The sequence below is a fragment of the Peribacillus sp. JNUCC 23 genome (assembly GCF_053653995.1).
Genome location: NZ_CM132202.1, coordinates 3,398,604 through 3,420,092, shown reverse-complemented (window position 1 = coordinate 3,420,092; position 21,489 = coordinate 3,398,604). Strand labels below are relative to the sequence as shown.

Genomic DNA, 21,489 nt, shown 5'->3' with positions numbered 1-21,489 from the left:
ACAAGCATCTGCCGATCCCTTACAGAAGGTGTACTATACCTTCAGTAAGGGGTTGGCAGATGACTCGAGTCGCTAGGAGCTGCAGCTAGACAATAAGAAAGGCGGGAGCTACTTGGTCAAGGTGGATCAACTAGGTTTGCCGTATTTCATTGTATTTATTAGTATGAACTAAATAACGAATTAAAAAGGGGGAGAAGTAATGCCGGAACTTCCTGAGGTTGAAACGGTTAGGCGCACATTAGAGGAACTTGTGATTGGTAAGGAGATTCGTGATGTGTCGGTATTTTGGCCGAAAATCATTAAAGCTCCCGAACAAGTCGAGCAATTTCAAGATGCCTTACAAGGACAAACGATTCATGAAATCCATCGCCGTGGGAAATTTCTTATTTTTCAGCTTGACGATTATGCGATGGTTTCACATTTAAGAATGGAAGGGAAATATGGTGTCTATGCTTCAGCGGAACCGTATGATAAACATACCCATGTTATTTTTTCTTTCACGGATGGCACGGAACTACGATATCGGGATGTTCGGAAATTCGGCACGATGCATTTGTTTGCAAAAGGCGAAGAAATGAATCAACTTCCACTTGCGCATTTAGGTCCAGAACCGTTGTCTCGTGAATTTACAATTGACGATCTCACTGCAAAGCTAAGGAAAACAAATCGTAAAATTAAAATGGTTTTACTGGATCAAACAGTTGTAGTTGGAATCGGGAATATATACGTGGACGAGTCTTTATTCCGAGCAGGTATTCATCCGGAGCGAATTGCTTCATCCTTGTCAGAAGAAGAAATAGCTCGCCTGCATCGTGAAATCATTGCTACTTTATCAGAAGCTGTTAATAAAGGTGGTAGTACGATTCGTTCGTACATCAATTCACAAGGCCAAATGGGCATGTTCCAGCTTGACTTATTCGTGTATGATCGAAAAGGAGAAGCGTGCAAACGATGCAATACAACCCTTGAAAAACTTAAAGTAGGTGGAAGAGGTACCCATATTTGTCCTACATGTCAGCCGTTTCATTCAAAGTAAATTTATCTAGGTAAATACACATTGGATATGCCCCATCCATATACTATTTTAGCTTGAATGGAAGGGGCATACGTTTCGATGTGGCTACAATTAATAATTCTTGCATTTGCGGTTAGCATGGATGGTTTTGGTGTTGGAATGACTTTTGGCATGAGGAAAATGAGGCTTCCATTTAAATCAATTGCAGTCATTGCGTGTTGTTCGGCATTAAGCGTAGGCATGGCAATGATAATTGGTGATTTTATCACGAGGTTTGTCTCTGTAGAAGCAGCAGGAAAAACAGGTGGCTTGATCTTAATTTTACTCGGGAGCTGGATTTTATTTCAGTATTTTCGTTCGAAAAAGCGTGTTGAGGAAGAGCAAACGCATGATACCGAGAAAATACTCTTTAATTTTGAAATCAAATCATTAGGAGTAGCGATTAATATTTTACAAAAGCCGATGAATGCAGATTTTGATAAATCAGGTACGATTACTGGAGTAGAAGCAATAGTCTTAGGTTTTGCATTATCTCTTGATGCATTTGGGGCGGGTATTGGAGCCGCGATGCTTGGCGTTTCTCCATTTATTCTCTCGATTAGCATTGCTTTGATGAGCTCATTGTTCTTATGGAGCGGCTTGCAAAGTGGTAAATTACTTTCTTCAAATAAAGTTGTCCAGCACTTGTCCTACTTACCAGGTGTTTTATTAATCATTATTGGTCTTTGTAAATTATAATTATTGAAATAGGGGTTGGGTATGGGACAGGTAATCGGAATTACAGGCGGTATTGCAAGTGGTAAAAGCAGTATTAGTCAATTTATTCGAGAAGAGTTAGGTTTTACAATCATTGATGCGGACATTGCCGCAAGAGAAGTGGTCGAACCTGGGCAAGAAGCTTATCGCGCAATCATCAAGGTATTTGGCTCAGAACTTCTTCTACCGGATGATTCGATAGATCGCGCTAAACTTGGCAGTATTATTTTTCATGACGAAAAGAAAAGGCAAATGCTTAATGGAATTGTTCATCCAGCTGTAAGAAAAAGAATGCTTGAGCAAAAAGAAACGGCCTTCGCGTTGGGAGAAAATGTCCTATTCATGGATATTCCTCTTTTGTTTGAAAGTAATTTAACGCATATGGTAGATAAAACGATTCTGATTTATGTGGATGAGCTGATCCAACTTGAACGTTTAATAAAACGTAATGGTTTAAGTGAGGTAGACGCTAAAGCTAGAGTCGATTCGCAAATGCCGCTAGTAGAAAAGAAAAAACTGGCCGATGTCGTCATAAATAATAATGGATCGCTGCTAGAATCAAAGAAACAAGTAAAGCAGGTTTTGGCACAGTGGGAAGTTATATAAGTAATGGAAAAAGAGGCTTAAAAAAGCTTCTTTTTTTGATTATATATGTTGAATAAATGATCTCTGCCTTTATCTACATTTCGGATAAGTAGTGAAATCAAGATTGCTTATATAGTATAGCTTTTTGTGGGTGAAATCTGATTTATGATGATAAGGGAAAGTGAATATTAGAGAAATCAGAATTTTATTAACAATATCGCTTTGAATGTGTTATACTAATTTTAATATTATGATAAAAAGTATAACGTTAATTCGGGGGGCAGAGCTATGAGTACAAGAATCGCGATTAATGGTTTTGGAAGAATTGGGAGAATGGTTTTTCGTCAGGCTATTTTAGATAATGATCTCGTTGTAACGGCAATTAATGCAAGCTATCCAGCTGAAACGTTAGCACATTTAATTAAGTATGATACAATTCATGGGAAATTCGAAGGGGATGTAACGGTGGAACAGGATGCCATTATCGTAAATGGTCGCCGTGTTCAATTGCTTAATAGCCGTGATCCAAAGCAGCTTCCGTGGGGGAAGTTAAATATAGATATCGTCATTGAAGCAACTGGGAAATTTAATGACCGTGAGAAAGCAGCTCTGCATTTAGAAGCAGGTGCGAAAAAAGTGGTCTTAACAGCTCCGGGAAAAAATGAAGATGTCACGATTGTCATGGGTGTTAATGAAGAAGCCCTTGATATTGATCGTCACTTTGTTATTTCTAATGCTTCATGTACAACTAATTGTCTTGCACCTGTCGCAAAAATCTTAGATGAACAGTTTGGAATTGAAAATGGGTTAATGACAACTGTACACGCTTACACAAATGATCAAAAAAATCTCGATAATCCACATAAGGATTTAAGACGTGCTCGCGCTTGCGGACAAAGTATTATCCCGACAAGCACAGGTGCTGCAAAGGCACTGTCACTTGTGTTGCCGCAATTAACAGGGAAAATACATGGCATGGCGCTCCGGGTACCAACGCCAAACGTGTCGCTCGTGGACCTTGTTGTAGACGTTCAGTGTGATGTGACTGTGGAAGAAGTAAACGAAGCCTTCCGTAAAGCTTCAGAAGGTACACTTAAAGGAATTCTTGAAATTTCGATGGAACCGCTCGTGTCTATAGATTTTAATACAAGTCCACAGTCGGCAACGATTGACGGCTTATCGACGATGGTCATGGATCATAGAAAAATTAAAGTATTAGCCTGGTATGACAATGAGTGGGGTTATTCGACTCGCGTTGTGGACCTTGTGAAATTTGTAGGTTCAGAAATGAAAAGTCTTTCAAAAGTGATGGTCGGTATGTAGGTTAGTTTGTTTTATACATAGCTAAAAAAGTACCGAGTTATTGAGAGGACACTGAAAAGTAATTCTTTTTAAAAGTTTTGAAGATCTTCATCAACATACAGATAATAGAATAAGTTAACGACCAATATGTAGTAGGTCGTTAACTTATTTTCCTCTTTAACCGGACTTTTTGAACAACCTTTATAAGATTTGAAATGAAAGGTTGTTAGAAAGAACTGCACGCAAGCTCACACGGAATTTAAATTTTTGAATAAAATAAAAAAACGCTGTTGCAAATTTTTTTGAAACGAAGTATACTAAAAATCGTGAACTTCTTGAATAAGAGTCCATAGTGGCTACTTAAAGGGTTAGGACCTCTTTGGACTAACTTTCCCCCGTGGTAGTTGTTTGTAGAATCATATTCTACAGAATTCTTAATCATGTAAAAGGGGGAATAGTAGATGGAAACAATGGGTAGACATGTAATTTCAGAGCTTTGGGGCTGTGACTTTGAAAAACTAAATGATATGGATTATATTGAAAGAGTATTTGTGGATGCTGCGTTGAAATCAGGTGCTGAGGTACGTGAAGTAGCTTTTCATAAATTCGCACCGCAGGGAGTTAGCGGAGTCGTCATTATTTCTGAGTCACACTTAACTATTCATAGTTTTCCGGAACACGGTTATGCTAGCATTGATGTGTATACATGCGGCGATTTAAATCCGAATGTTGCTGCGAATTATATTGCAGACGCATTGAATGCAGAAACTCGCGAAAACATGGAACTTCCACGAGGAATGGGTCCTGTTTCAGTGAAAAAAAGCGAAGTCAGTGCTATATAATACCGAGAGTACAAGAGGTGCAAATGATGCATCTCTTTTTTGATTTTATACATGACAGTTTGTTTCGATCTAAGGCGCTTGTGCTTTTGTTCGGATAAGGTATTAGTTTTCAATGAGTTTTACTTTGATCTCGTGTATAATAAAAGGTAAAAAGGGATAAGAGGATGATTTAAGTATGGGTTGGTTGAAAACGTTTACGAATCGATATAGTCAGCAATGTGAATCAAGTGAACATCATCATGATACAGAACTGCAAACACGCTATTATAAAAGTAATTTTGAACAAACGCTACGTGGTGTTGAAGAAGTATTCAGCAATAAACAACATTATGAGATTAAATCAGTTTCTAAAGAGCACGGGGAGATTCTTATCCATTCCAAACAGTCACCGCGTCTAGACATCATTATTACAATTATCACGGTCAGACCACTAGAAACGGCCGTTGACTTTACCGTATCAACGGAAAAATGGTCACCGATGGGAATTAATAAGGCACTTAAAAAACAGATCCTTGTGGCGTATGATGCTCTCGACCAAAAGCTATCATCCATTCGTACCAAATAGTGGGGCAAGAGTTTGAACGAATGCCCTTGTGCTGGTAGGAAGTTTTATATAAGATGGTTATATCTAAAGTGAGAAACATCTATTAGTGGGTGTCTTGCTGCCCGTTAATATTGGATAAAAAGTAATTTTCCAAAACGGCAGCTTTATCCCGGTTTAACAGGCTGTACTCCCCCCTACTCAACTTTTGTGCGAGCATCGAAAAAAGTTGAGTAGGGGGGTAAATAGCCTAATCTAGCTGCGGCTCCTAGCCTCTCGAGGTCACAAGTTGTAATGCTTGTCGAGGCTGGGCGGTCGTCTCGCTTTTTGAAGTAAAACCCCGATTGGTTCAACTAACCATCAGTGAAAAACCCTCACTGATGGAAGTTTCACTTTATCGGGTATACTACATAATACGGAGCTGATTAACGATGAAATGTCCGTCATGTCAATATAATGGAACGAGAGTTCTTGACTCGCGACCAGTCGATGAAAGTCGTTCAATTCGTCGTAGGCGAGAATGTGAGAAATGTAGCTACCGTTTTACAACATTTGAAAAAGTGGAAGAAACGCCGCTCATCGTTGTAAAAAAAGATGGTACACGTGAAGAATTCAGTTCTGACAAAATTCTTCGAGGCTTAATTAGGGCTTGTGAGAAACGCCCTGTTCCTCTCAAAGAATTAGAAGATATTACGAGCTCTATTGAAAAGGAACTAAGAAGCGAAGCCGCTTCTGAAGTGAAAAGTGATTTAGTCGGTGAAATGGTCATGAATAAGCTTGCAACAGTTGATGAAGTCGCATATGTCCGCTTTGCTTCTGTGTATCGCCAATTCAAGGATATTAATGTATTTATTGACGAGTTAAAGGACTTAATAGATAAAGAGCGAAATCAGAGCTAAGGGGAAATTTACTTTGGCTCTTTTTTCACTACCGATATATTGAATGTTTAGAAAGGTCTATAATTACCACGCTAGTATTGAGATTTACGCGACAGAATGGTACATTACTATTCTGTATCCAATGAAACCTTAGCACTTACATTCAATATATATCCGTTTTTTTATGAGTTTTCATGTCTAGCGTAAACGGCTTATATTCTCTAGTTATAGGCCGAGTATATTAGCTTTTAGGACATGGGTACCGAGCTTCGCGACTTACAAATAAGCCCTCTACTTAGTAGGTAGACTTATTTTATTATAGAAAGTACCCCAAAATCCGGCACCGCACCGCCACCATTGTGATGAGGCGAGTCGCGCTACATGATTTTATCTTTCGTGGTAAATGGTGGGCTTTTAACGTATGCAGGTTTTCTTAGAAAGGGTCTGAAGGAAGATGTCTAACACTTGGCAGGAATTGCTTCCTGTTGATCGATATACCGTTTCGTCGACAGGGTTGCTCAACGATTATGATCGTAAAGTAATGACGTTGCTGTATCAACCACTTATTGGTCCGATTTGCACTAGTTTATACATGACATTATGGAGTGAGTTGGAAGAGAATCGACTTTGGTCCCAATCTTCTTTGCATTACAACTTAATGAACACCATGGACTTGAACTTAAATGAAATCTATCATGCAAGGAATAAATTAGAAGGAATCGGTCTGTTAAATGTGTACCGAAAAAAAACAGAAGAAGGAAAACAATTCATTTATGAGCTGAATCCACCATCAACACCAAAGCAATTTTTCAATGATGGGATGTTGAATATCTATTTGTTTAAAAAAATAGGCAAGGTTCATTTCAATCGTTTGAAGAATTTTTTTAGTGATGAAGTGATGCCAACTGATGAATATGAACAAGTCACGAAGAGTTTTACTGATATTTTTGCATCAGATCAACAGACATCTTTGTATGTGTCAGATGAAGGCGAAGAAGAATTAAATCTTGAACCAGAAAAACGTTTTATCGGTCGACATGATGGCAAAGAACTTGAAGGGTTTAAGGAAGACTTTAATTTCGATTTATTGTATTCTGGGGTAAAACCATCTCAAATCACTCGTAAAGCTTTCACGCCGAATGTTCAAGAGACGATTGCCAAGCTTTCGTTTTTGTATGGGATTGATGTACTAGATATGCAAAAGCTCGTCATTAGTGCTGCTGATATCAACAATGAAATTGATATCGAAACATTACGGAAAGCTGCGCGGGATTGGTACCAAATTGAATCGCAAAATCAATTGCCAACTTTAATGGACCGCGTGCAGCCAGAGCGAAATCGAACACAAAAGAGTGAGCCAAAAACAAAGGAAGAAGAATATATAAGGCATCTTGAAACGACTTCACCAAGAGAGCGACTCAAACAGCTTTCTGGTGGAGCTGAACCAACAAAGGCTGATTTGCAAATTATTGAGGGAATTCTTTTTAATCAAAAATTAAACCCTGGTGTTGTAAATGTGTTAATTGAATATGTGATGTTGAAAACTGATATGAAGCTAACGAAAGCCTATATGGAGAAAATAGCCTCCCATTGGACAAGGAAAAAAGTAATAACTGTTAAGGATGCAATGGAGCTCGCCAAAAATGAACATCGTCAATATCAAGAATGGGCCAAAACGAAAAAAGAAGGCAAAACGGCAACGAGAAAAGCGACTCGAACGGAAGTTGTTCCTGAGTGGCTGAATAAAGAGAAAAACAGTGAAAAAGAAAAGAAAATAGAAACAGAAACAGAAACGAAACTGAATGATCAATCAGCGGAACGGCTACGCAAGATTGAAGAATCATTAGGAATTTTGAAAGACAGGGGGTGAGGCATACATGGAACGAATCAACAATGCCTTTAGCAAGACGACTAATACAAGTAAGTTCAAAAAGCAATATGAAGAGTTGAAAAAAGAAGTGCTTAGTGATGAGCAGATTCGTCTGTTTCTGAATGAAAACAGCTCGCAGATTTCAGAAGAAATGCTAGATAAGAGCGTAATGAAGTTGTATGAATTTACCACTCAAAGTAAGCAGTGCCAAAAATGCCCGAGCCTAGGTGAGTGCGTAAATTTATTACAAGGCTTCCATCCAAAGCTTGTTATTCGGCGCAATATGATTGATCTGAATTATGAAGATTGTCCGCGCAAGGTCATGAATGATAAAAAGCGGAAATTAGAGAAGTTGATTCAAAGTCTCTATGTTCCCAAAGACATTCTTACAGCAACAATGGAAGATTTTTACCGTAGTGATGCATCTGAGAACAGAATTGATGCGGTGGAGAAAGCAATGGCTTTTATTATGGATTATAAGCCAGGAGAAAAGCAGAAAAGCTTGTATTTGTATGGGGAATTTGGCGTTGGGAAAACGTATCTGCTTGGCGCGATTGCCAATGAACTTGCTAAGAAGGAGATTTCTTCATTGCTTGTGTATGTTCCGGATTTTCTAAGAGAATTGAAGGGATCATTCACGGACAATACGTTTAATGACAAGATTGACATGGCTAAAAAAGCGCCTGTCCTTATGTTTGATGATATTGGCTCAGAGTCCATGACAAGCTGGGGTAGGGATGAGGTAATCGGCCCTATTTTGCAATTCAGAATGCTTGAGAACTTGCCGACTTTTTTTACGTCTAATTTTAACTTTACCGAGATGCAGACACATTTAACTTTCTCACAGCGCGGCGAGAAGGAAGAAGTCAAAGCGGCTAGAGTCATGGAGCGAATTAAATATTTAGCAGAACCATTTTTATTAAAAGGAAAAAACAGAAGACATTGATTTCGTATGAAAGACATAGGGCGGGTCTGCGCAACTTACTAATATAGCCAAACCATTTATCAGGGATACTGATTTTATTTAGAAAGGAACCAAAATGATGGCTCCGCACCGTCATCATTGTGATTAGGCGAGTGTAGTGTGTTACAATGATTGGTCCTTCATAGTAAATGGTGGCGCATTAACGCCATATCGGTTTTGTGTGAAAACAAAAGGGTCAGCCCCCACATCTACTATATATCGTTTGGAGACAAGCCAATGATCCGATAAACGGTATATAGAGTGTGAGGTCAGACCCTTTTTTTAGTAGCACGTAGCACGCATTAACGGGCAGTAAAACCCTCACCTCAAGGCTTGAGGAATCGAAGAAGTGTAGGTGGGGGGTGAAGAAAACCCCCACTGATTGAAGGTTCACTTTATGGTAAATGGTGGCGTTTTAACGCCGTTTGGGTTTTGAATGGAAAATCACTTGATTTTCCTTTAAGGTTTACTTCTAAAAAATAGGCTTATCCCATATACATAGAAACAAAGCGTTTCGTATAGGGGGGGTATCGTTGGTACATATCTATTTTCAAGATGATACAGAAGCACATAAATGGCTCCAATTCGTATCTGTCCACCCTTTAGGGGCAGAACTGCATTCATATATACAATTTATTTCGGAAAAAGGGATCGTTGTTACGTTAGAAGAGCGGCATTTGGTTGACATTCATCGGTTATTAAGTGATGTGTTTTATACGTTTTTAATAGAAGAAAAGCTGAGAGATGGCCTTGAGCAAACGATTCGCGAAAAATTTTTATTTGAAGAACAGGAAGAAGTGGATGCGATTCTTGACATTGCCTCTTCCATCGTTGAAGGAGAGATGAAGGCGGATTCAAGTAAAGAGTTTAAGGAGGCAAAAGCCGCGATTGCTGAAGCTATTCAAGTCGTGCTAACTGAAGAGAAGTCCTTTTCGTTTGAATCCATTGCCATGTTTCGGTTGAAGGAGTTCTTTGAATATTTGGAGCATTATGCAGGGCTAGCGATTGATGAGTATAAACTTGAGCAAGATTATCAAAGCTTTATTGCCACTTTACGTGACTTTCTTAATAAGCGGCAGTCTCAATTACCAATCATTCATCTAGTACATCAAGAAAGCTTTGCTTTTTTTGATGAATCTTTTCGCAAGCTGGAAAAAGAAGACTTCCAGAGAATGATGGATCGAAGATTATTGGGAGGATATCCGATTTATATCGATTCAACTGCACTCGCACCGCTTATTTCGATTGCACCAGAGCGATTATACGTCTATACCGATGAGGCGGAAGATGGGCTTATTCAAACGATTCGGCGTGTGTTTGAAGAACGGACCGTTATTCGGCCAGTTCAATCTTTCAGAGGTACTCATAGCTAATTTTAAGAAACTTCATGAACTTATTTTTAGCAATCCTTGATTTTCTTTGAATAACCCGATATAATTTCCTACATACTAACATTTATTATAATGAAAAGTAATGATGAGGACATGGGTATTCTTACATTTCGGTTTTAAAGAGAGGGAATGCAAAGCTGAGAGCTTCCTAACACGAACAGAACACTTACCACCTCTAAACTTCAGTTAGGAACGCGTGTAAACGCAACTATTAGCTGACGGGAAGCTGCCGTTACCAAGCTACGAGTGTCATTTGGCTATGAAAAGCTGAGTGAAACGAGGGTGGAACCGCGGGTTAAATAATGATTATTAAGCTCGTCCCTGTTTTTATACAGGGGCGGGCTTTTTTGTGTTTTCCGCAAGAATACGACAAATTTAAGGAGTGAACGAGTATGTCAGAAGTAGTGAAAATAACTTTCCCGGACGGAGCAGTGAAGGAGTTTGCCAAAGGCACAACAACAGATGATATCGCAGCATCTATCAGTCCAGGGTTAAGAAAAAAGGCAATCGCAGGTAAATATAATGGTGAAATGTATGACTTAAAACGTCCAATTGAAGCAGATGGTTCGATTGCGATTATTACCCAAGACAGTGAAGAAGCACTAGAAGTTCTTCGTCACAGTACAGCTCACTTAATGGCACAGGCGATTAAACGTCTATTCAAAAACGCTAAATTCGGTGTTGGTCCGGTTATTGAAGGTGGATTCTACTATGATGTTGATCTTGAAGAATCACTAACACCAGAAGACTTGCCGCTAATAGAAAAAGAAATGAAGAAAATCGTCAATGAAAATCTTGAAGTCACTCGTGTTGAAGTGAGTCGTGATGAAGCTATTTCACGTTTTAAGGAAATTGGTGATGAGTATAAATTGGAGTTGATTGATGCGATTCCAGCTGATCAACAAGTAACCATTTATGAACAAGGTGATTTCTTCGATCTATGCCGTGGCATTCATGTACCGTCAACAGGGAAGATTAAAGAATTCAAATTGCTAAGTATTGCTGGCGCTTATTGGCGAGGAAACAGCGACAACAAGATGCTCCAACGTATTTACGGAACAGCTTTCTTCAAAAAAGAAGACTTGGCTGAACACCTACGTTTGCTTGAAGAAGCGAAAGAGCGTGACCACCGTAAAATAGGAAAAGAATTGAGCCTATTTACAAGTAACCAATTGGTCGGCCAGGGACTGCCGTTATGGCTTCCAAAAGGTGCTACAATTCGTCGAGTGATCGAACGATATATTGTCGATAAAGAAGCGAGTCTTGGCTATGATCATGTGTATACTCCCGTTATGGGAAGTGTCGATCTTTACAAAACTTCCGGACACTGGGAACACTACCAAGAAGACATGTTCCCTGTTATGGATATGGATAATGAACAGCTCGTCTTGCGTCCGATGAACTGTCCGCATCATATGATGATTTATAAAAATAGCATTCATAGCTATCGTGAACTGCCAATCCGAATTGCGGAACTCGGTACACAGCACCGTTATGAAATGTCTGGGGCTCTATCAGGGTTGCAGCGTGTTCGCGGGATGACTTTAAATGATGCACATATTTTCGTTCGTCCTGATCAAATTAAAGAAGAATTTAAACGTGTAGTCAACTTAATTCTTGAAGTGTACAAAGATTTTGATCTAAACGATTATTCTTTCCGTCTTTCCTATCGTGATCCACAAGATACAGAGAAGTATTTCGATGACGATGCAATGTGGGAAAAAGCACAAGGTATGCTGAAGGAAGCGATGGATGATCTTGGTCTTGATTATTATGAAGCAGAAGGCGAAGCAGCATTCTACGGTCCTAAGCTTGATGTTCAAGTTCGTACTGCCTTAGGTAAAGATGAAACATTGTCAACTGTTCAATTAGACTTCTTACTACCGGAACGTTTTGATTTAAACTATGTGGGTGAAGATGGTAAACAACATCGTCCCGTTGTTATTCACCGTGGCGTTGTATCTACAATGGAACGTTTTGTTGCATTCTTAATCGAAGAATATAAAGGGGCTTTCCCAACATGGCTATCACCGGTTCAAGCGCAGGTGATCCCAGTTTCTCCTGACGCACATCTTGATTATGCAAAAGAGGTTCAGGATAAGCTAAAAGCCGCAGGGATCCGTGTCAACCTTGACACACGAGACGAGAAAATTGGCTACAAAATTCGTGAAGCACAAATGCAAAAAATTCCGTATATGCTCGTTGTCGGTGATAACGAAGTAAAAGAAGGCAGCGTAAACGTTCGTAAATACGGCGAACAAAAATCCGAAACAGTTTCATTCGAAGACTTCGTGAAAGCTATTAAAGCCGAAATAAATCGCTAAATAGAAGGGTCTGATCTCGTACGCTATCCAGCTTTTCTTAAGCTGGAGCAAAAATGCGGGGTCTGACCCTTCTTATCTTATTTTGTATGCGGAACGCTCTAACCTGATTATTTTTTGATACGGATTATTTGTGTAGCCGCCATTTATGGACTACTATGTAGGTTATAATATGGTATACTAGGAGTTGTTCGTGTGAATCAAAAGAAGAAATTCACCACCCTTTTTGGTCCTACATTCCTTGCAACGCTTATTTTGTTACTGCTTCCGGATTATCGGCAGTGGGCGATTATTCCAGTCATGCTGTTTTGGCTTGTCTTTTTTGTCTGGGAATCGATCGATAAGAAAAAAGCCAAGAACACAAATTAACAAAATTAGCGGGGAGTCCTTAGGATAGGTCCACCAGTGGGTCTGACCCTTTGTTTAAAATATTTCAAAGAAATGTATTGCAAAATTAATGGGAATTTGATAAGATAATTTTTGTTGTTGAAAAGCAATTTAAGCATTTGACAAATCATCAGTGTTTATGTTATATTTTCTAAGGTAAATTGAATACTTGTTTTGAGTAAAAGAAGAAGCACCCGCTTCTCACCTAATTGACGCAATATGCTGTCGGTAGGTCATGATTTGATTATTTGGATTTATTCTACTTAGTCTATCAGTGTGGGTGTTATCGCATCCGCACTTTTTTGTTTGTTTAATAATGCAAGTACAAATCATGAGGCGAAAGAGATAGCCTAAAACGTGTGTATTCTTTCTTTTAGCCCAAACGATTGTATTCGCTAAATATCCTTGGAGGTGGCTAACTATTAGTAAAGACGCGATGGTAAATGAGGGCATCCGCGCCCGTGAAGTTCGACTTATCGACCAAAACGGAGAGCAACTTGGAATTAAAACAAAATTCGAAGCGATGGAAATTGCCGCTCGTGTAAATCTTGATTTAGTTATAGTTGCTGCGAATGCAAAGCCTCCGGTAGCCCGGATTATGGACTACGGAAAACACCGCTTCGAGCAACAAAAGAAAGAAAAGGAAGCTCGTAAAAATCAAAAAGTCATCAGCTTGAAAGAGGTTCGTCTGAGCCCAACAATTGATGAACATGATTTTAACACAAAGCTTCGCAATGCAATTAAATTCCTTGAAAAAGGCGATAAAGTAAAAGCCTCTATCCGTTTTAAAGGACGCGCAATTACCCATAAGGAAATTGGACAACGTGTATTGGATCGTTTCTCTGCAGCTTGCAAAGAAGTTGCGACAGTTGAATCGCATCCAAAAATGGACGGACGAAGCATGTTCTTAGTTTTAGCACCAAAAATCGAAAAGTAACTGTAATGAGGAGGAATACCTTATGCCTAAAATGAAAACTCACCGCGGATCTGCAAAGCGTTTCAAGAAAACTGGATCCGGTAAACTTAAGCGTTCACACGCTTACACAAGCCATTTATTTGCTAACAAATCCACTAAAGCTAAACGTAAACTACGTAAAGCTGGTCTTGTAAGTAAAGGTGACTTCAAACGTATTCGTCATATGCTAGACAATATTAAATAAGTTCGATTTATCGAGTTAAATAGGAGGGAAATAACATGCCACGTGTAAAAGGCGGTACTGTTACTCGCAAGCGTCGTAAAAAGGTATTAAAATTAGCTAAAGGTTACTATGGTTCTAAACATACTTTATATAAAGTAGCTAACCAACAAGTTATGAAGTCAGGAAACTATGCTTTCCGTGACCGTCGTAACAAAAAACGTGATTTCCGTAGATTATGGATTACACGTATCAACGCTGCTGCACGCATCAACGGTCTTTCTTATAGCCGTTTAATGCACGGTCTAAAGCTTGCTGGTATCGAAGTAAACCGCAAAATGCTTGCTGACTTAGCAGTTGCTGACGATAAAGCATTTGCTCAATTTGCAGACGCTGCAAAACAACATTTAAACAAATAAGATCAAATTGATCTAAAACGGCCATTCTCGGACTTCGAGAGTGGCTTTTGTTTTAGGGGAGAGGAGCAAGAAATGGAAACTGCACTTATCATTTATTTATTGGCAATCAATGTGGCAACATATATTACAATGGGACATGACAAGAAAAAAGCTCGAAACCGTGAGTATCGTATCAGTGAACAAACATTGTGGCTGTTAGCTTTCTTTGGAGGCGCAACAGGCGGTTATGTAGGGATGAAACATTACCGCCATAAAACGAAGCATGTTTCTTTTAAACGGGGATTTCCGATTTTAATGATTGTTCAAGTGGCGATGGTAGCTTACTGGTTCTTGAAATAAAGCCATTGATTTTTGCTGCTGTCTAAAGGTATGTGAAACTGAGGAGTTTACACCAAACATATTAGAATACATAAATTGTCATATGTGGCAGGGGAAACGTATATGTTTGTAAGAGCAGGACGAAGCAGCAGAGAGGGGATTCCCATTATGAATCAAGAACTCGTTATGCTCGTGAGTATTATTCAGTCAGGGACGATATTTGCGCCAGTGATCTTTATTCTATTTCATGTGGCAAGGCAGGTATTATTTATTCCCGTCGCAGTCGTTTGTATGACGGGCGGGTTATTATTCGGTCCACTTGCTGGGACGATTTATTCGATCATTGGTCTCACGTTATCTAGTCTTGTCTTTTACGGAGTGAGCTGCAAAGTTCCGAAATTGACGGCGCGCTTGTTTAAAATGAAAAATAAACTGTTTGGGCATCGAAAACTCAATGTTAAACAAATCACTGTGCTTCGTCTGATCCCTTTTGTCCATTATCATATGCTGTCTCTTTGCTTAATGGAATTGAAAAAAGGATGGAGAGCATATGCTTCCGCCTCCTTTACAACCAATATCCCACTTGCCTTCTTCTATACAGTGTTCGGTCATTATATCCGTGCGTTTAGTCCGACACTCATTGTCCTTATCCTATGTTCATTCACGTTATTAGTCTATTTAATGAGAGAAAAACAAACAGTGATTAAGTGGCAGGAATTTTTTCAAGTAGGAAACTAAAGATGAAGTGACGATTTCTCAAAGGTTGTTCTCATAACGAAAGGGTCAGAACCACACACAAACTGGATCTGACCCTTTTTAGACTGGATTAGCTTTTAAGTTGTCGATATTTATAAAACAAAGAAACAAGGAATAAACTCATCAAGGTTGAATCGATTATTCTAACAACGACTATGCCGTAACTCCTAATCGAAACATAGTCGATGAGAAACCATACGATCACAGATAATATTGTGAGAAGGAAGATAGACGACCAAAAAATGAATTTTTGTTTTGGATACACTTCAAGGTTTTTCCGCTTATTTTGCGAATAGGCTCTGAAATATAGATAACCTATGATCATCATAATTCCAAATAATGTACTGCCATGTTGTAAAAATTTATATAAAGGTATGTCTAATCTATAGACACTAAACATGTAATTAAATATCGGGAATTTCATCACCATAAATCCATTCATATGAGTGAAAGAATCCCATATGACGTGAGTAAGCATGCCAAACAACGCCGAATAACAAAAAACGATTATTTTCAATAGTTGACTAGCATCAGACTTTTTCGTATATGAATCTTGTAGAAAACCGGGCAAATGATTAACTAAAGTTTGGTGGATGAAGAAATGATAGATCAAGTAAATGATTGTAACCAATGGGAGATTAAAGTAAAGAAAGCCAAAAAAAGTATGGCCAAATTCTCCAGAAGGCTGCCCTCTTAAGAAGTATTCAAAATCAGGAGCCATACTACCTAAAACCATGGCCGAAAAATTAATATAGTTGCTTTTTCTTGAGAAAGGCAGTACAGCAGCTGGATGAGCAAAAGTTAGTGGCATATGTATTCACTTTATATTTTCTATTCAAATTCCGGTCATTAAAAACCGTTAATCATAGCCTAGCATAGGTTGCCGAGTTTTAAAATCACCTTTTTAGAATAATAATAGAGATATAACGATTCAAACGTAGGCTAACAAAAAACACATAGCAATTTTTTGTGAAAAATGCCATGTGTTTTTGATAATGATTCTAGTTTACTCCAAAAATTCTTTGATTGGGCTTTTCCAGTCAATAACTGCCTGCGGGTACCGTTTTTTTACCTCTGACTCAATAAACTGAAAATCTTTTCGCTCCATGCCTTTTAACGAGCTCGTATTTCTCGGCCAGATGAAAATTGAAATGACTTCAAAAGCTTGTACAGTTGTCCCAAGATATTTTTCACCTTCAAATAGAACTCCTTTATACGTCACAACAAAGTTTTTTTGGATGTTGTTCGGATCATCGAGAAAGAAAAACTTACTATGTTCCTGTGCAAGCTCCAATTTCCGTTTTGGACTGACAATATATTTAATCACAGTATAGATGAGAAAAATAATCAAAGCGAACAAAAGCAGGCGAATGAACAATACCATGGAGATTCCTCCTCATACATTTTCCCTTATTTACGCATGGACAAGAAAAAAGTTTCACTAATTTCGATAAAAGTTTATTCTTATAAAAATGGATAAAATTGTTTGTGATAGATCGCTAACCATGTTACACTAAAATTGTACCAAATGGTAGGTATAAATCACTGTACACAAATAGGGAGGATGTTGAACATGAATTTTTATCAAAAAGAAAATTTAAGAAACTTAAATCAAGTAAAAGATTTAGCTCCTGAACAATTACAGGCCTTTTCTGAATTTAACAGTACGGTCTTTCAAGAAGGGGCGCTGTCAATTAAGGAAAAGGAAATCATCGCAGTGGCGATTGCACATGTCACAGAATGCCCATATTGTATCGATAGCCATACCAAAAAAGCCAAAGCTGTAGGTGTGACACTTGAAGAACTAGTTGAAGCTGTATTTGTCGTATCTGGTATTGAGGCTGGAGGAGCAGTAACGCATAGCACACATATCGATAATGCTTTAAGTCAAGAAGCCAGTGATTCATTATATAATCGGTCTAACCTTAAAAAGCTTGGACAATTGCAAAAAGGAGCTCCTGAAGGTTTTAAAGCGTACTCTAAATTTAGTGCAACAGCAATGAAAGAAGGCAAGTTAAGTGCCAAATTCAAAGAAATCATTGCTGTAGCTGTTGCACATGCGACACAATGTCCATATTGTATTGATGTTCATGCTAAAAATGCAGAAAAACTTGGCGCTACTAAAGAAGAATTATCAGAAGCAGTGCTCGTTACTTCAGCTTTACTTGCAGGCGGAGCGTATGCCCATATCGCCAATTTAATTCAAAGCTATGGGGAATAATTATTGAATCAAATAGTGAAGCACATCATCTAAGATTAAACAGCGAAAAAGGTGTGAATATATGTCTAAAAAGCAAGAAATTATTACAATCTCAAGAGGGATTATTCATTCTAAAGGATACCAAGCCACTTCAATTTCTGATATTCTCAAAGCAGCTTCGATTGGCAAAGGGCAATTTTATCATTATTTTTCATCGAAATATGATCTTGGACTAGCTGTTGTAGAAGACGTAATTCAAGATCTAGATCAACAGTTGATAAATGAAATCTTTCATTCAAAGGAAAAAGCGAAGGCGAGATTAAATAAAATGCTTGATTGGAATCTTGCCTCTCATACTGAATCGAAAAGTAAGCTTGGCTGTGCTGTTGGTAATTTAGCGATTGAGATGAGCGAACACGATGAAACATTTCGAGTGAAAATTAAAGAGTTTTTTGACAAGTGGATTTCTGAGGTAGAAACTGCATTAACAGAAATGGTCAAAGAAAATCAATTAGCTCCAACAACAGATTGTAAAAAAGGTGCCCAAGCCATCGTTGCCATGATTGAAGGCGGGATACTCTTAATGAAGAATCAGCAAGATCTTGAGATTTTGACCCATGTGATGGAAATGATTCGCAAACAGTATCATCTTATTTAAACAAAAAAAGACCCTACTCGGTCTTTTTTTTGTAATCGTATAGAACGCTACCTGTCAGATCAGTAGCTATTCACTAGTATTATTGCTTGTGGTCAGAACCCGTTTTTTTAACACCTTTACTACTATAAGGTTTGGCACTCTTGGCTTTGTTGGCACCAGCTTTCCAACGATTCCAGCCCTTCTTGTCAGTACCTCTTCCTGTTCCACCTTTAGCTTTACTCATATAATCACTCCATATTGTTGTAGCCTTTAGTTTAAAGTCATTGGCTAGTTTTGCCCACTTTTGTCCCACGCTTAACGGGCAGTAAGACCCCCACATCAAGATTCTGAGCATGCAAAAGAAGATAGGTGGGGATCAAACTGCCCGTAAAGGTCCGATTGGTTCAACTAACCACCAGTGGGGGATGAGGAAAATCCCCACTGGTGGAAGTTTCACTTTATTAGTAATCAAGCATTAACTATACAATATAATGACAGATAGTTATACACTTTTTTACACAAGCTTAGAAAGTTCTTGAAGTTGTATAATGGCGGCAGAACCCTCCGTAGTTCGTAACGCTTCGCATATCTTTCGTTTTGTTTCATAATAAAAAAGGTATCTCCTTCAGAGAATATGCTATAGTAAAACCATACAAAACCTGTATGGCGTTACAACGCCATATTTTGCCCTTGAAGGATCATTATGTAGCACGCGAAACTCACCTAATTACAATGGTGGCGGTGCGGAGTTGGATTTTGGTGTACTTACTAAATATTATAAGTTAACCTATAAAGAAAATTGGCTATATTAATAAGTCGCGAAGCCCCGTCCCTATGTCCTTCAATCAAACCACTTATGAAAGTTGGAACGAATCATGAATATCACAAAACTATTTGAGATGCAAAAATCACTTGATCGGCATATACAAGAAAAGCACAATCTCCATGCAGAAGACTTAATTGATAAAAAAATCCTCGCTTTATTCGTTGAGTTGGGTGAATTAGCAAATGAAACACGTTGCTTCAAATTTTGGAGCCTAAAGGGTCCATCGGAAAGAAAACTCATTTTAGCTGAATATGTAGATGGCGTTCACTTTATCCTTTCACTGGGCATTGGTTGTAATTTGCAGATAACGAGCGTTGACGTGAAAGTAGGGCAATCTAGTAAAGAGAATGATGTAACGGCTCAATTTCTGAACATATATGCTTCTATTCAATCATTTAGTATGGAACAATCTCAGGAAAACTATGAGACCATGTTTACAGATTATCTCGTTCTCGGGAATATGCTTGGTTTTTCTGGAGAAGACGTGGAACGGGCGTATGTCGAGAAAAATCAAATCAATTATGATCGGCAGAAACAAGGGTATTAATGCGTGAAATGAATGGTGATGTACTATAATAAAGAATAGTGTCCATACATAAGGAGGAATAACAATGACTCATTTAGATGAAACGTTAACGATGCTAAAAAGTTTAACGGATGCAAGAGGAATTGCTGGCAATGAAGGAGAAGTCCGTCAAATCATGAAAGAATATATCGCCCCTTTTGCTGATGAAGTGACGACAGATCATCTAGGTAGCTTGATTGCGAAGAAAACAGGGCAAGAAGGCGGTCCAGAAATCATTGTAACTGGCCACTTAGATGAAGTGGGCTTCATGATCACCCAAATCGATTCAAAAGGCTTTCTGCGCTTCCAAACAGTTGGTGGCTGGTGGTCACAGGTCATGCTCGCCCAGCGTGTAACAATCGTGACAAGAAAAGGCGATGTTACAGGGGTAATAGGTTCAAAACCACCACATATTTTAAGTCCTGAAGCAAGAAAAAAACCTGTAGATATTAAAGATATGTTCATTGATATCGGCGCATCAAGTAAGGAAGAAGCAGAGGAATGGGGAGTAAGACCGGGAGATATGGTCGTGCCGTATTTCGAATTTACTGTGATGAATAATGAGAAGATGCTCCTTGCCAAAGCATGGGATAACCGAATTGGCTGTGCGATTGCCATTGATGTCTTAAAGCAATTAAAAGAAACCGAACACCCAAATATTGTTTACGGGATTGGAGCGGTTCAAGAAGAAGTCGGATTACGCGGTGCCAAAACATCCACGTTTAAAATTCAGCCAGACATCGGCTTTGCGGTTGATGTCGGGATTGCTGGGGACACGCCTGGAGTTACGGATAAAGAAGCGCTAAGTAAAATGGGGGAAGGACCGCAAATCGTCCTTTATGATGCAAGTATGGTTTCTCATAAAGGACTTCGTGATCTTGTAACAGATACGGCTGATGAAATGAAGATTCCATATCAATATGAATCAATGCCTGGAGGCGGAACAGATGCGGGATCGATTCATGTGACGGCAAATGGTGTTCCAGCGCTTGCGATTACGATTGCGACTCGCTACATCCATTCACATGCGGCCATGCTTCACCGTGATGATTATGAAAACGCGGTTAAATTAATTGTAGAAGTCATTAAAAAGCTGGATCGCAAAACGGTTGATGCGATTACCTTTGGCTAAGATTTGATGCTGAACAAAGCAGGTACCTTCGGGTTTCCTGTTTTTTTGTTGTTTAGCGTACGATCTGAAATTGATTAATAATCTGTCTGTCCACAATTTGAAAACGGCTGATATGTTTAAAGAATGATGTTTCGGGAATAGATAATTATAAGATACTTTCAAATTTCATCTATTTGAAGGAGGAAGAATAATGGTCAAGAAGAAAAGAACAGCGTCAACAGTTCAAAAAAACCTCGAAACGGAGATAGAAGAAGCCGGAAATGTGCAATTGGATGAGGATGATAACCCAATCATGAAAGATGAATATTTTCAGAATCGGATTAATACCGATCATTTATAAAAGCGAAAGAAAAGCAATAGCCAAGTAACGGCTATTGCTTTTTTAAACCGGTTTCTAAAGATTGTAGCATTTCGGTTTTTTCTTCCTCTGATGCATGTTGCCAAATGATTTCAAACAACACACCAAGTCCAGGTAGCATTTTTTCTTCGCCCTTTTGAATGGCTTCGACGATCGTATCTTCTAACTGATCCTGTGTATTCCCTGCTACGTTGTGAATAATTGCATTTCTTAAATTCAAGTTCATATTGAACCCTCCCATCACCATAATTGTCCACTTCTTTAGTATGGAACAAATCGAATGAAAATAT

General features: G+C 38.7%; 26 protein-coding genes and 1 other annotated feature. Of the genes, 22 read left to right on the top strand and 4 right to left on the bottom strand.

Annotated features, from left to right (window positions below; all coding sequences use genetic code 11):
• Positions 1-199: 199 nt before the first annotated feature.
• The 17 genes from mutM (at position 200) to JNUCC23_RS16325 (ending at position 15,463) form a co-directional block, all read left to right on the top strand.
• The gene (mutM, locus tag JNUCC23_RS16405; RefSeq protein WP_062176886.1) at positions 200-1,036 is read left to right on the top strand and encodes a DNA-formamidopyrimidine glycosylase; all 837 of its coding nucleotides are present in this window, start codon (positions 200-202) and stop codon (positions 1,034-1,036) included.
• 78 nt (positions 1,037-1,114) lie between these two features.
• Positions 1,115-1,753, top strand: coding sequence for a sporulation membrane protein YtaF (gene ytaF, locus JNUCC23_RS16400; protein ID WP_062176889.1), 639 nt, complete (start codon positions 1,115-1,117; stop codon positions 1,751-1,753).
• Positions 1,754-1,774: 21 nt separating this feature from the next.
• Positions 1,775-2,377 (top strand): dephospho-CoA kinase, encoded by a 603-nt coding sequence (gene coaE / locus JNUCC23_RS16395; RefSeq protein WP_062176891.1) that lies wholly within the window; start codon positions 1,775-1,777, stop codon positions 2,375-2,377.
• A gap of 267 nt (positions 2,378-2,644) precedes the next feature.
• Entirely contained in the window at positions 2,645-3,679 is a 1,035-nt protein-coding gene (locus tag JNUCC23_RS16390) for a glyceraldehyde-3-phosphate dehydrogenase (RefSeq protein ID WP_454212458.1), read from the top strand.
• 440 nt (positions 3,680-4,119) lie between these two features.
• Positions 4,120-4,500 carry an adenosylmethionine decarboxylase gene (gene speD, locus JNUCC23_RS16385; protein ID WP_062176897.1) on the top strand — a complete coding sequence of 127 codons (381 nt, stop codon included), beginning with the start codon at positions 4,120-4,122 and terminating at the stop codon, positions 4,498-4,500.
• 175 nt (positions 4,501-4,675) lie between these two features.
• Positions 4,676-5,065 (top strand): hypothetical protein, encoded by a 390-nt coding sequence (locus JNUCC23_RS16380; protein ID WP_403069165.1) that lies wholly within the window; start codon positions 4,676-4,678, stop codon positions 5,063-5,065.
• Between the two features lie 407 nt (positions 5,066-5,472).
• Positions 5,473-5,940, top strand: coding sequence for a transcriptional regulator NrdR (gene nrdR, locus JNUCC23_RS16375; protein ID WP_062176904.1), 468 nt, complete (start codon positions 5,473-5,475; stop codon positions 5,938-5,940).
• A 433-nt stretch (positions 5,941-6,373) separates the two neighbouring features.
• A complete protein-coding gene (locus tag JNUCC23_RS16370; RefSeq protein ID WP_454212455.1) occupies positions 6,374-7,789 on the top strand; it encodes a replication initiation and membrane attachment family protein in 1,416 nt (471 codons plus the stop codon).
• Between the two features lie 7 nt (positions 7,790-7,796).
• Positions 7,797-8,735 carry a primosomal protein DnaI gene (dnaI, locus tag JNUCC23_RS16365; RefSeq protein ID WP_403069171.1) on the top strand — a complete coding sequence of 313 codons (939 nt, stop codon included), beginning with the start codon at positions 7,797-7,799 and terminating at the stop codon, positions 8,733-8,735.
• Between the two features lie 551 nt (positions 8,736-9,286).
• Positions 9,287-10,126, top strand: coding sequence for a sporulation protein YtxC (ytxC, locus tag JNUCC23_RS16360; RefSeq protein ID WP_454212453.1), 840 nt, complete (start codon positions 9,287-9,289; stop codon positions 10,124-10,126).
• Between the two features lie 410 nt (positions 10,127-10,536).
• Entirely contained in the window at positions 10,537-12,468 is a 1,932-nt protein-coding gene (thrS, locus tag JNUCC23_RS16355; RefSeq protein WP_403069176.1) for a threonine--tRNA ligase, read from the top strand.
• A gap of 192 nt (positions 12,469-12,660) precedes the next feature.
• Positions 12,661-12,834 carry a hypothetical protein gene (locus JNUCC23_RS16350; protein WP_454212451.1) on the top strand — a complete coding sequence of 58 codons (174 nt, stop codon included), beginning with the start codon at positions 12,661-12,663 and terminating at the stop codon, positions 12,832-12,834.
• A 194-nt stretch (positions 12,835-13,028) separates the two neighbouring features.
• Positions 13,029-13,162: a sequence feature (ribosomal protein L20 leader region), on the top strand.
• Positions 13,163-13,288: 126 nt separating this feature from the next.
• The gene (gene infC, locus JNUCC23_RS16345) at positions 13,289-13,789 is read left to right on the top strand and encodes a translation initiation factor IF-3 (protein ID WP_062176917.1); all 501 of its coding nucleotides are present in this window, start codon (positions 13,289-13,291) and stop codon (positions 13,787-13,789) included.
• A gap of 22 nt (positions 13,790-13,811) precedes the next feature.
• Positions 13,812-14,012 (top strand): 50S ribosomal protein L35, encoded by a 201-nt coding sequence (rpmI, locus tag JNUCC23_RS16340; RefSeq protein ID WP_049682546.1) that lies wholly within the window; start codon positions 13,812-13,814, stop codon positions 14,010-14,012.
• 35 nt (positions 14,013-14,047) lie between these two features.
• Positions 14,048-14,407 (top strand): 50S ribosomal protein L20, encoded by a 360-nt coding sequence (gene rplT, locus JNUCC23_RS16335; RefSeq protein WP_062176920.1) that lies wholly within the window; start codon positions 14,048-14,050, stop codon positions 14,405-14,407.
• A gap of 72 nt (positions 14,408-14,479) precedes the next feature.
• Positions 14,480-14,746, top strand: a complete 267-nt coding sequence (locus JNUCC23_RS16330; RefSeq protein ID WP_062176923.1) for a DUF1294 domain-containing protein — start codon at positions 14,480-14,482, stop codon at positions 14,744-14,746.
• A gap of 102 nt (positions 14,747-14,848) precedes the next feature.
• Positions 14,849-15,463, top strand: a complete 615-nt coding sequence (locus JNUCC23_RS16325) for a TVP38/TMEM64 family protein (RefSeq protein ID WP_454212448.1) — start codon at positions 14,849-14,851, stop codon at positions 15,461-15,463.
• A gap of 88 nt (positions 15,464-15,551) precedes the next feature.
• Here JNUCC23_RS16325 and JNUCC23_RS16320 read toward each other — a convergent pair whose 3' ends face one another.
• Both JNUCC23_RS16320 and JNUCC23_RS16315 read right to left on the bottom strand, forming a co-directional pair.
• Positions 15,552-16,292, bottom strand: coding sequence for a DUF4184 family protein (locus tag JNUCC23_RS16320; protein WP_454212446.1), 741 nt, complete (start codon positions 16,290-16,292; stop codon positions 15,552-15,554).
• A gap of 195 nt (positions 16,293-16,487) precedes the next feature.
• Entirely contained in the window at positions 16,488-16,865 is a 378-nt protein-coding gene (locus tag JNUCC23_RS16315) for a sigma-w pathway protein ysdB (RefSeq protein ID WP_454212444.1), read from the bottom strand.
• Between the two features lie 189 nt (positions 16,866-17,054).
• Between JNUCC23_RS16315 and JNUCC23_RS16310 the strand changes: the two genes are divergently transcribed.
• Positions 17,055-17,702 carry a carboxymuconolactone decarboxylase family protein gene (locus JNUCC23_RS16310; RefSeq protein WP_062176931.1) on the top strand — a complete coding sequence of 216 codons (648 nt, stop codon included), beginning with the start codon at positions 17,055-17,057 and terminating at the stop codon, positions 17,700-17,702.
• Positions 17,703-17,763: 61 nt separating this feature from the next.
• Positions 17,764-18,339, top strand: coding sequence for a TetR/AcrR family transcriptional regulator (locus tag JNUCC23_RS16305; RefSeq protein WP_062176934.1), 576 nt, complete (start codon positions 17,764-17,766; stop codon positions 18,337-18,339).
• Positions 18,340-18,418: 79 nt separating this feature from the next.
• Here the strand turns inward: JNUCC23_RS16305 and JNUCC23_RS16300 are convergent, their stop codons facing one another.
• Positions 18,419-18,562: a DUF3934 domain-containing protein gene (locus tag JNUCC23_RS16300; protein ID WP_082674954.1), complete on the bottom strand. Its 144-nt coding sequence runs from the start codon at positions 18,560-18,562 to the stop codon at positions 18,419-18,421.
• A gap of 631 nt (positions 18,563-19,193) precedes the next feature.
• Between JNUCC23_RS16300 and JNUCC23_RS16295 the strand changes: the two genes are divergently transcribed.
• From JNUCC23_RS16295 to JNUCC23_RS16285, 3 genes are all read left to right on the top strand, one after another.
• On the top strand, positions 19,194-19,691 hold the full coding sequence (locus tag JNUCC23_RS16295) for a dUTP diphosphatase (RefSeq protein WP_454212441.1): 498 nt from the start codon (positions 19,194-19,196) through the stop codon (positions 19,689-19,691).
• Positions 19,692-19,755: 64 nt separating this feature from the next.
• Positions 19,756-20,841 (top strand): M42 family metallopeptidase, encoded by a 1,086-nt coding sequence (locus tag JNUCC23_RS16290; protein ID WP_454212439.1) that lies wholly within the window; start codon positions 19,756-19,758, stop codon positions 20,839-20,841.
• Positions 20,842-21,031: 190 nt separating this feature from the next.
• The gene (locus tag JNUCC23_RS16285) at positions 21,032-21,181 is read left to right on the top strand and encodes a hypothetical protein (RefSeq protein ID WP_403069202.1); all 150 of its coding nucleotides are present in this window, start codon (positions 21,032-21,034) and stop codon (positions 21,179-21,181) included.
• A 31-nt stretch (positions 21,182-21,212) separates the two neighbouring features.
• Here JNUCC23_RS16285 and sspI read toward each other — a convergent pair whose 3' ends face one another.
• Positions 21,213-21,425 (bottom strand): small acid-soluble spore protein SspI, encoded by a 213-nt coding sequence (sspI, locus tag JNUCC23_RS16280; protein ID WP_062176947.1) that lies wholly within the window; start codon positions 21,423-21,425, stop codon positions 21,213-21,215.
• Positions 21,426-21,489: the final 64 nt, after the last annotated feature.

Coding starts and splice junctions, on each gene's coding strand:
- JNUCC23_RS16315 (WP_454212444.1), bottom strand. CDS start 16,865: ATGGTATTGTTCATTCGCCTGCTTTTGTTCGCTTTGATTATTTTTCTC.
- speD (WP_062176897.1), top strand. CDS start 4,120: ATGGAAACAATGGGTAGACATGTAATTTCAGAGCTTTGGGGCTGTGAC.
- JNUCC23_RS16330 (WP_062176923.1), top strand. CDS start 14,480: ATGGAAACTGCACTTATCATTTATTTATTGGCAATCAATGTGGCAACA.
- infC (WP_062176917.1), top strand. CDS start 13,289: ATGGTAAATGAGGGCATCCGCGCCCGTGAAGTTCGACTTATCGACCAA.
- JNUCC23_RS16380 (WP_403069165.1), top strand. CDS start 4,676: ATGGGTTGGTTGAAAACGTTTACGAATCGATATAGTCAGCAATGTGAA.
- rplT (WP_062176920.1), top strand. CDS start 14,048: ATGCCACGTGTAAAAGGCGGTACTGTTACTCGCAAGCGTCGTAAAAAG.
- JNUCC23_RS16290 (WP_454212439.1), top strand. CDS start 19,756: ATGACTCATTTAGATGAAACGTTAACGATGCTAAAAAGTTTAACGGAT.
- sspI (WP_062176947.1), bottom strand. CDS start 21,425: ATGAACTTGAATTTAAGAAATGCAATTATTCACAACGTAGCAGGGAAT.
- dnaI (WP_403069171.1), top strand. CDS start 7,797: ATGGAACGAATCAACAATGCCTTTAGCAAGACGACTAATACAAGTAAG.
- JNUCC23_RS16320 (WP_454212446.1), bottom strand. CDS start 16,292: ATGCCACTAACTTTTGCTCATCCAGCTGCTGTACTGCCTTTCTCAAGA.
- JNUCC23_RS16370 (WP_454212455.1), top strand. CDS start 6,374: ATGTCTAACACTTGGCAGGAATTGCTTCCTGTTGATCGATATACCGTT.
- JNUCC23_RS16390 (WP_454212458.1), top strand. CDS start 2,645: ATGAGTACAAGAATCGCGATTAATGGTTTTGGAAGAATTGGGAGAATG.
- JNUCC23_RS16285 (WP_403069202.1), top strand. CDS start 21,032: ATGGTCAAGAAGAAAAGAACAGCGTCAACAGTTCAAAAAAACCTCGAA.
- ytaF (WP_062176889.1), top strand. CDS start 1,115: ATGTGGCTACAATTAATAATTCTTGCATTTGCGGTTAGCATGGATGGT.
- JNUCC23_RS16300 (WP_082674954.1), bottom strand. CDS start 18,562: ATGAGTAAAGCTAAAGGTGGAACAGGAAGAGGTACTGACAAGAAGGGC.
- JNUCC23_RS16305 (WP_062176934.1), top strand. CDS start 17,764: ATGTCTAAAAAGCAAGAAATTATTACAATCTCAAGAGGGATTATTCAT.
- mutM (WP_062176886.1), top strand. CDS start 200: ATGCCGGAACTTCCTGAGGTTGAAACGGTTAGGCGCACATTAGAGGAA.
- JNUCC23_RS16310 (WP_062176931.1), top strand. CDS start 17,055: ATGAATTTTTATCAAAAAGAAAATTTAAGAAACTTAAATCAAGTAAAA.
- nrdR (WP_062176904.1), top strand. CDS start 5,473: ATGAAATGTCCGTCATGTCAATATAATGGAACGAGAGTTCTTGACTCG.
- JNUCC23_RS16325 (WP_454212448.1), top strand. CDS start 14,849: ATGTTTGTAAGAGCAGGACGAAGCAGCAGAGAGGGGATTCCCATTATG.
- thrS (WP_403069176.1), top strand. CDS start 10,537: ATGTCAGAAGTAGTGAAAATAACTTTCCCGGACGGAGCAGTGAAGGAG.
- coaE (WP_062176891.1), top strand. CDS start 1,775: ATGGGACAGGTAATCGGAATTACAGGCGGTATTGCAAGTGGTAAAAGC.
- JNUCC23_RS16295 (WP_454212441.1), top strand. CDS start 19,194: ATGAATATCACAAAACTATTTGAGATGCAAAAATCACTTGATCGGCAT.
- rpmI (WP_049682546.1), top strand. CDS start 13,812: ATGCCTAAAATGAAAACTCACCGCGGATCTGCAAAGCGTTTCAAGAAA.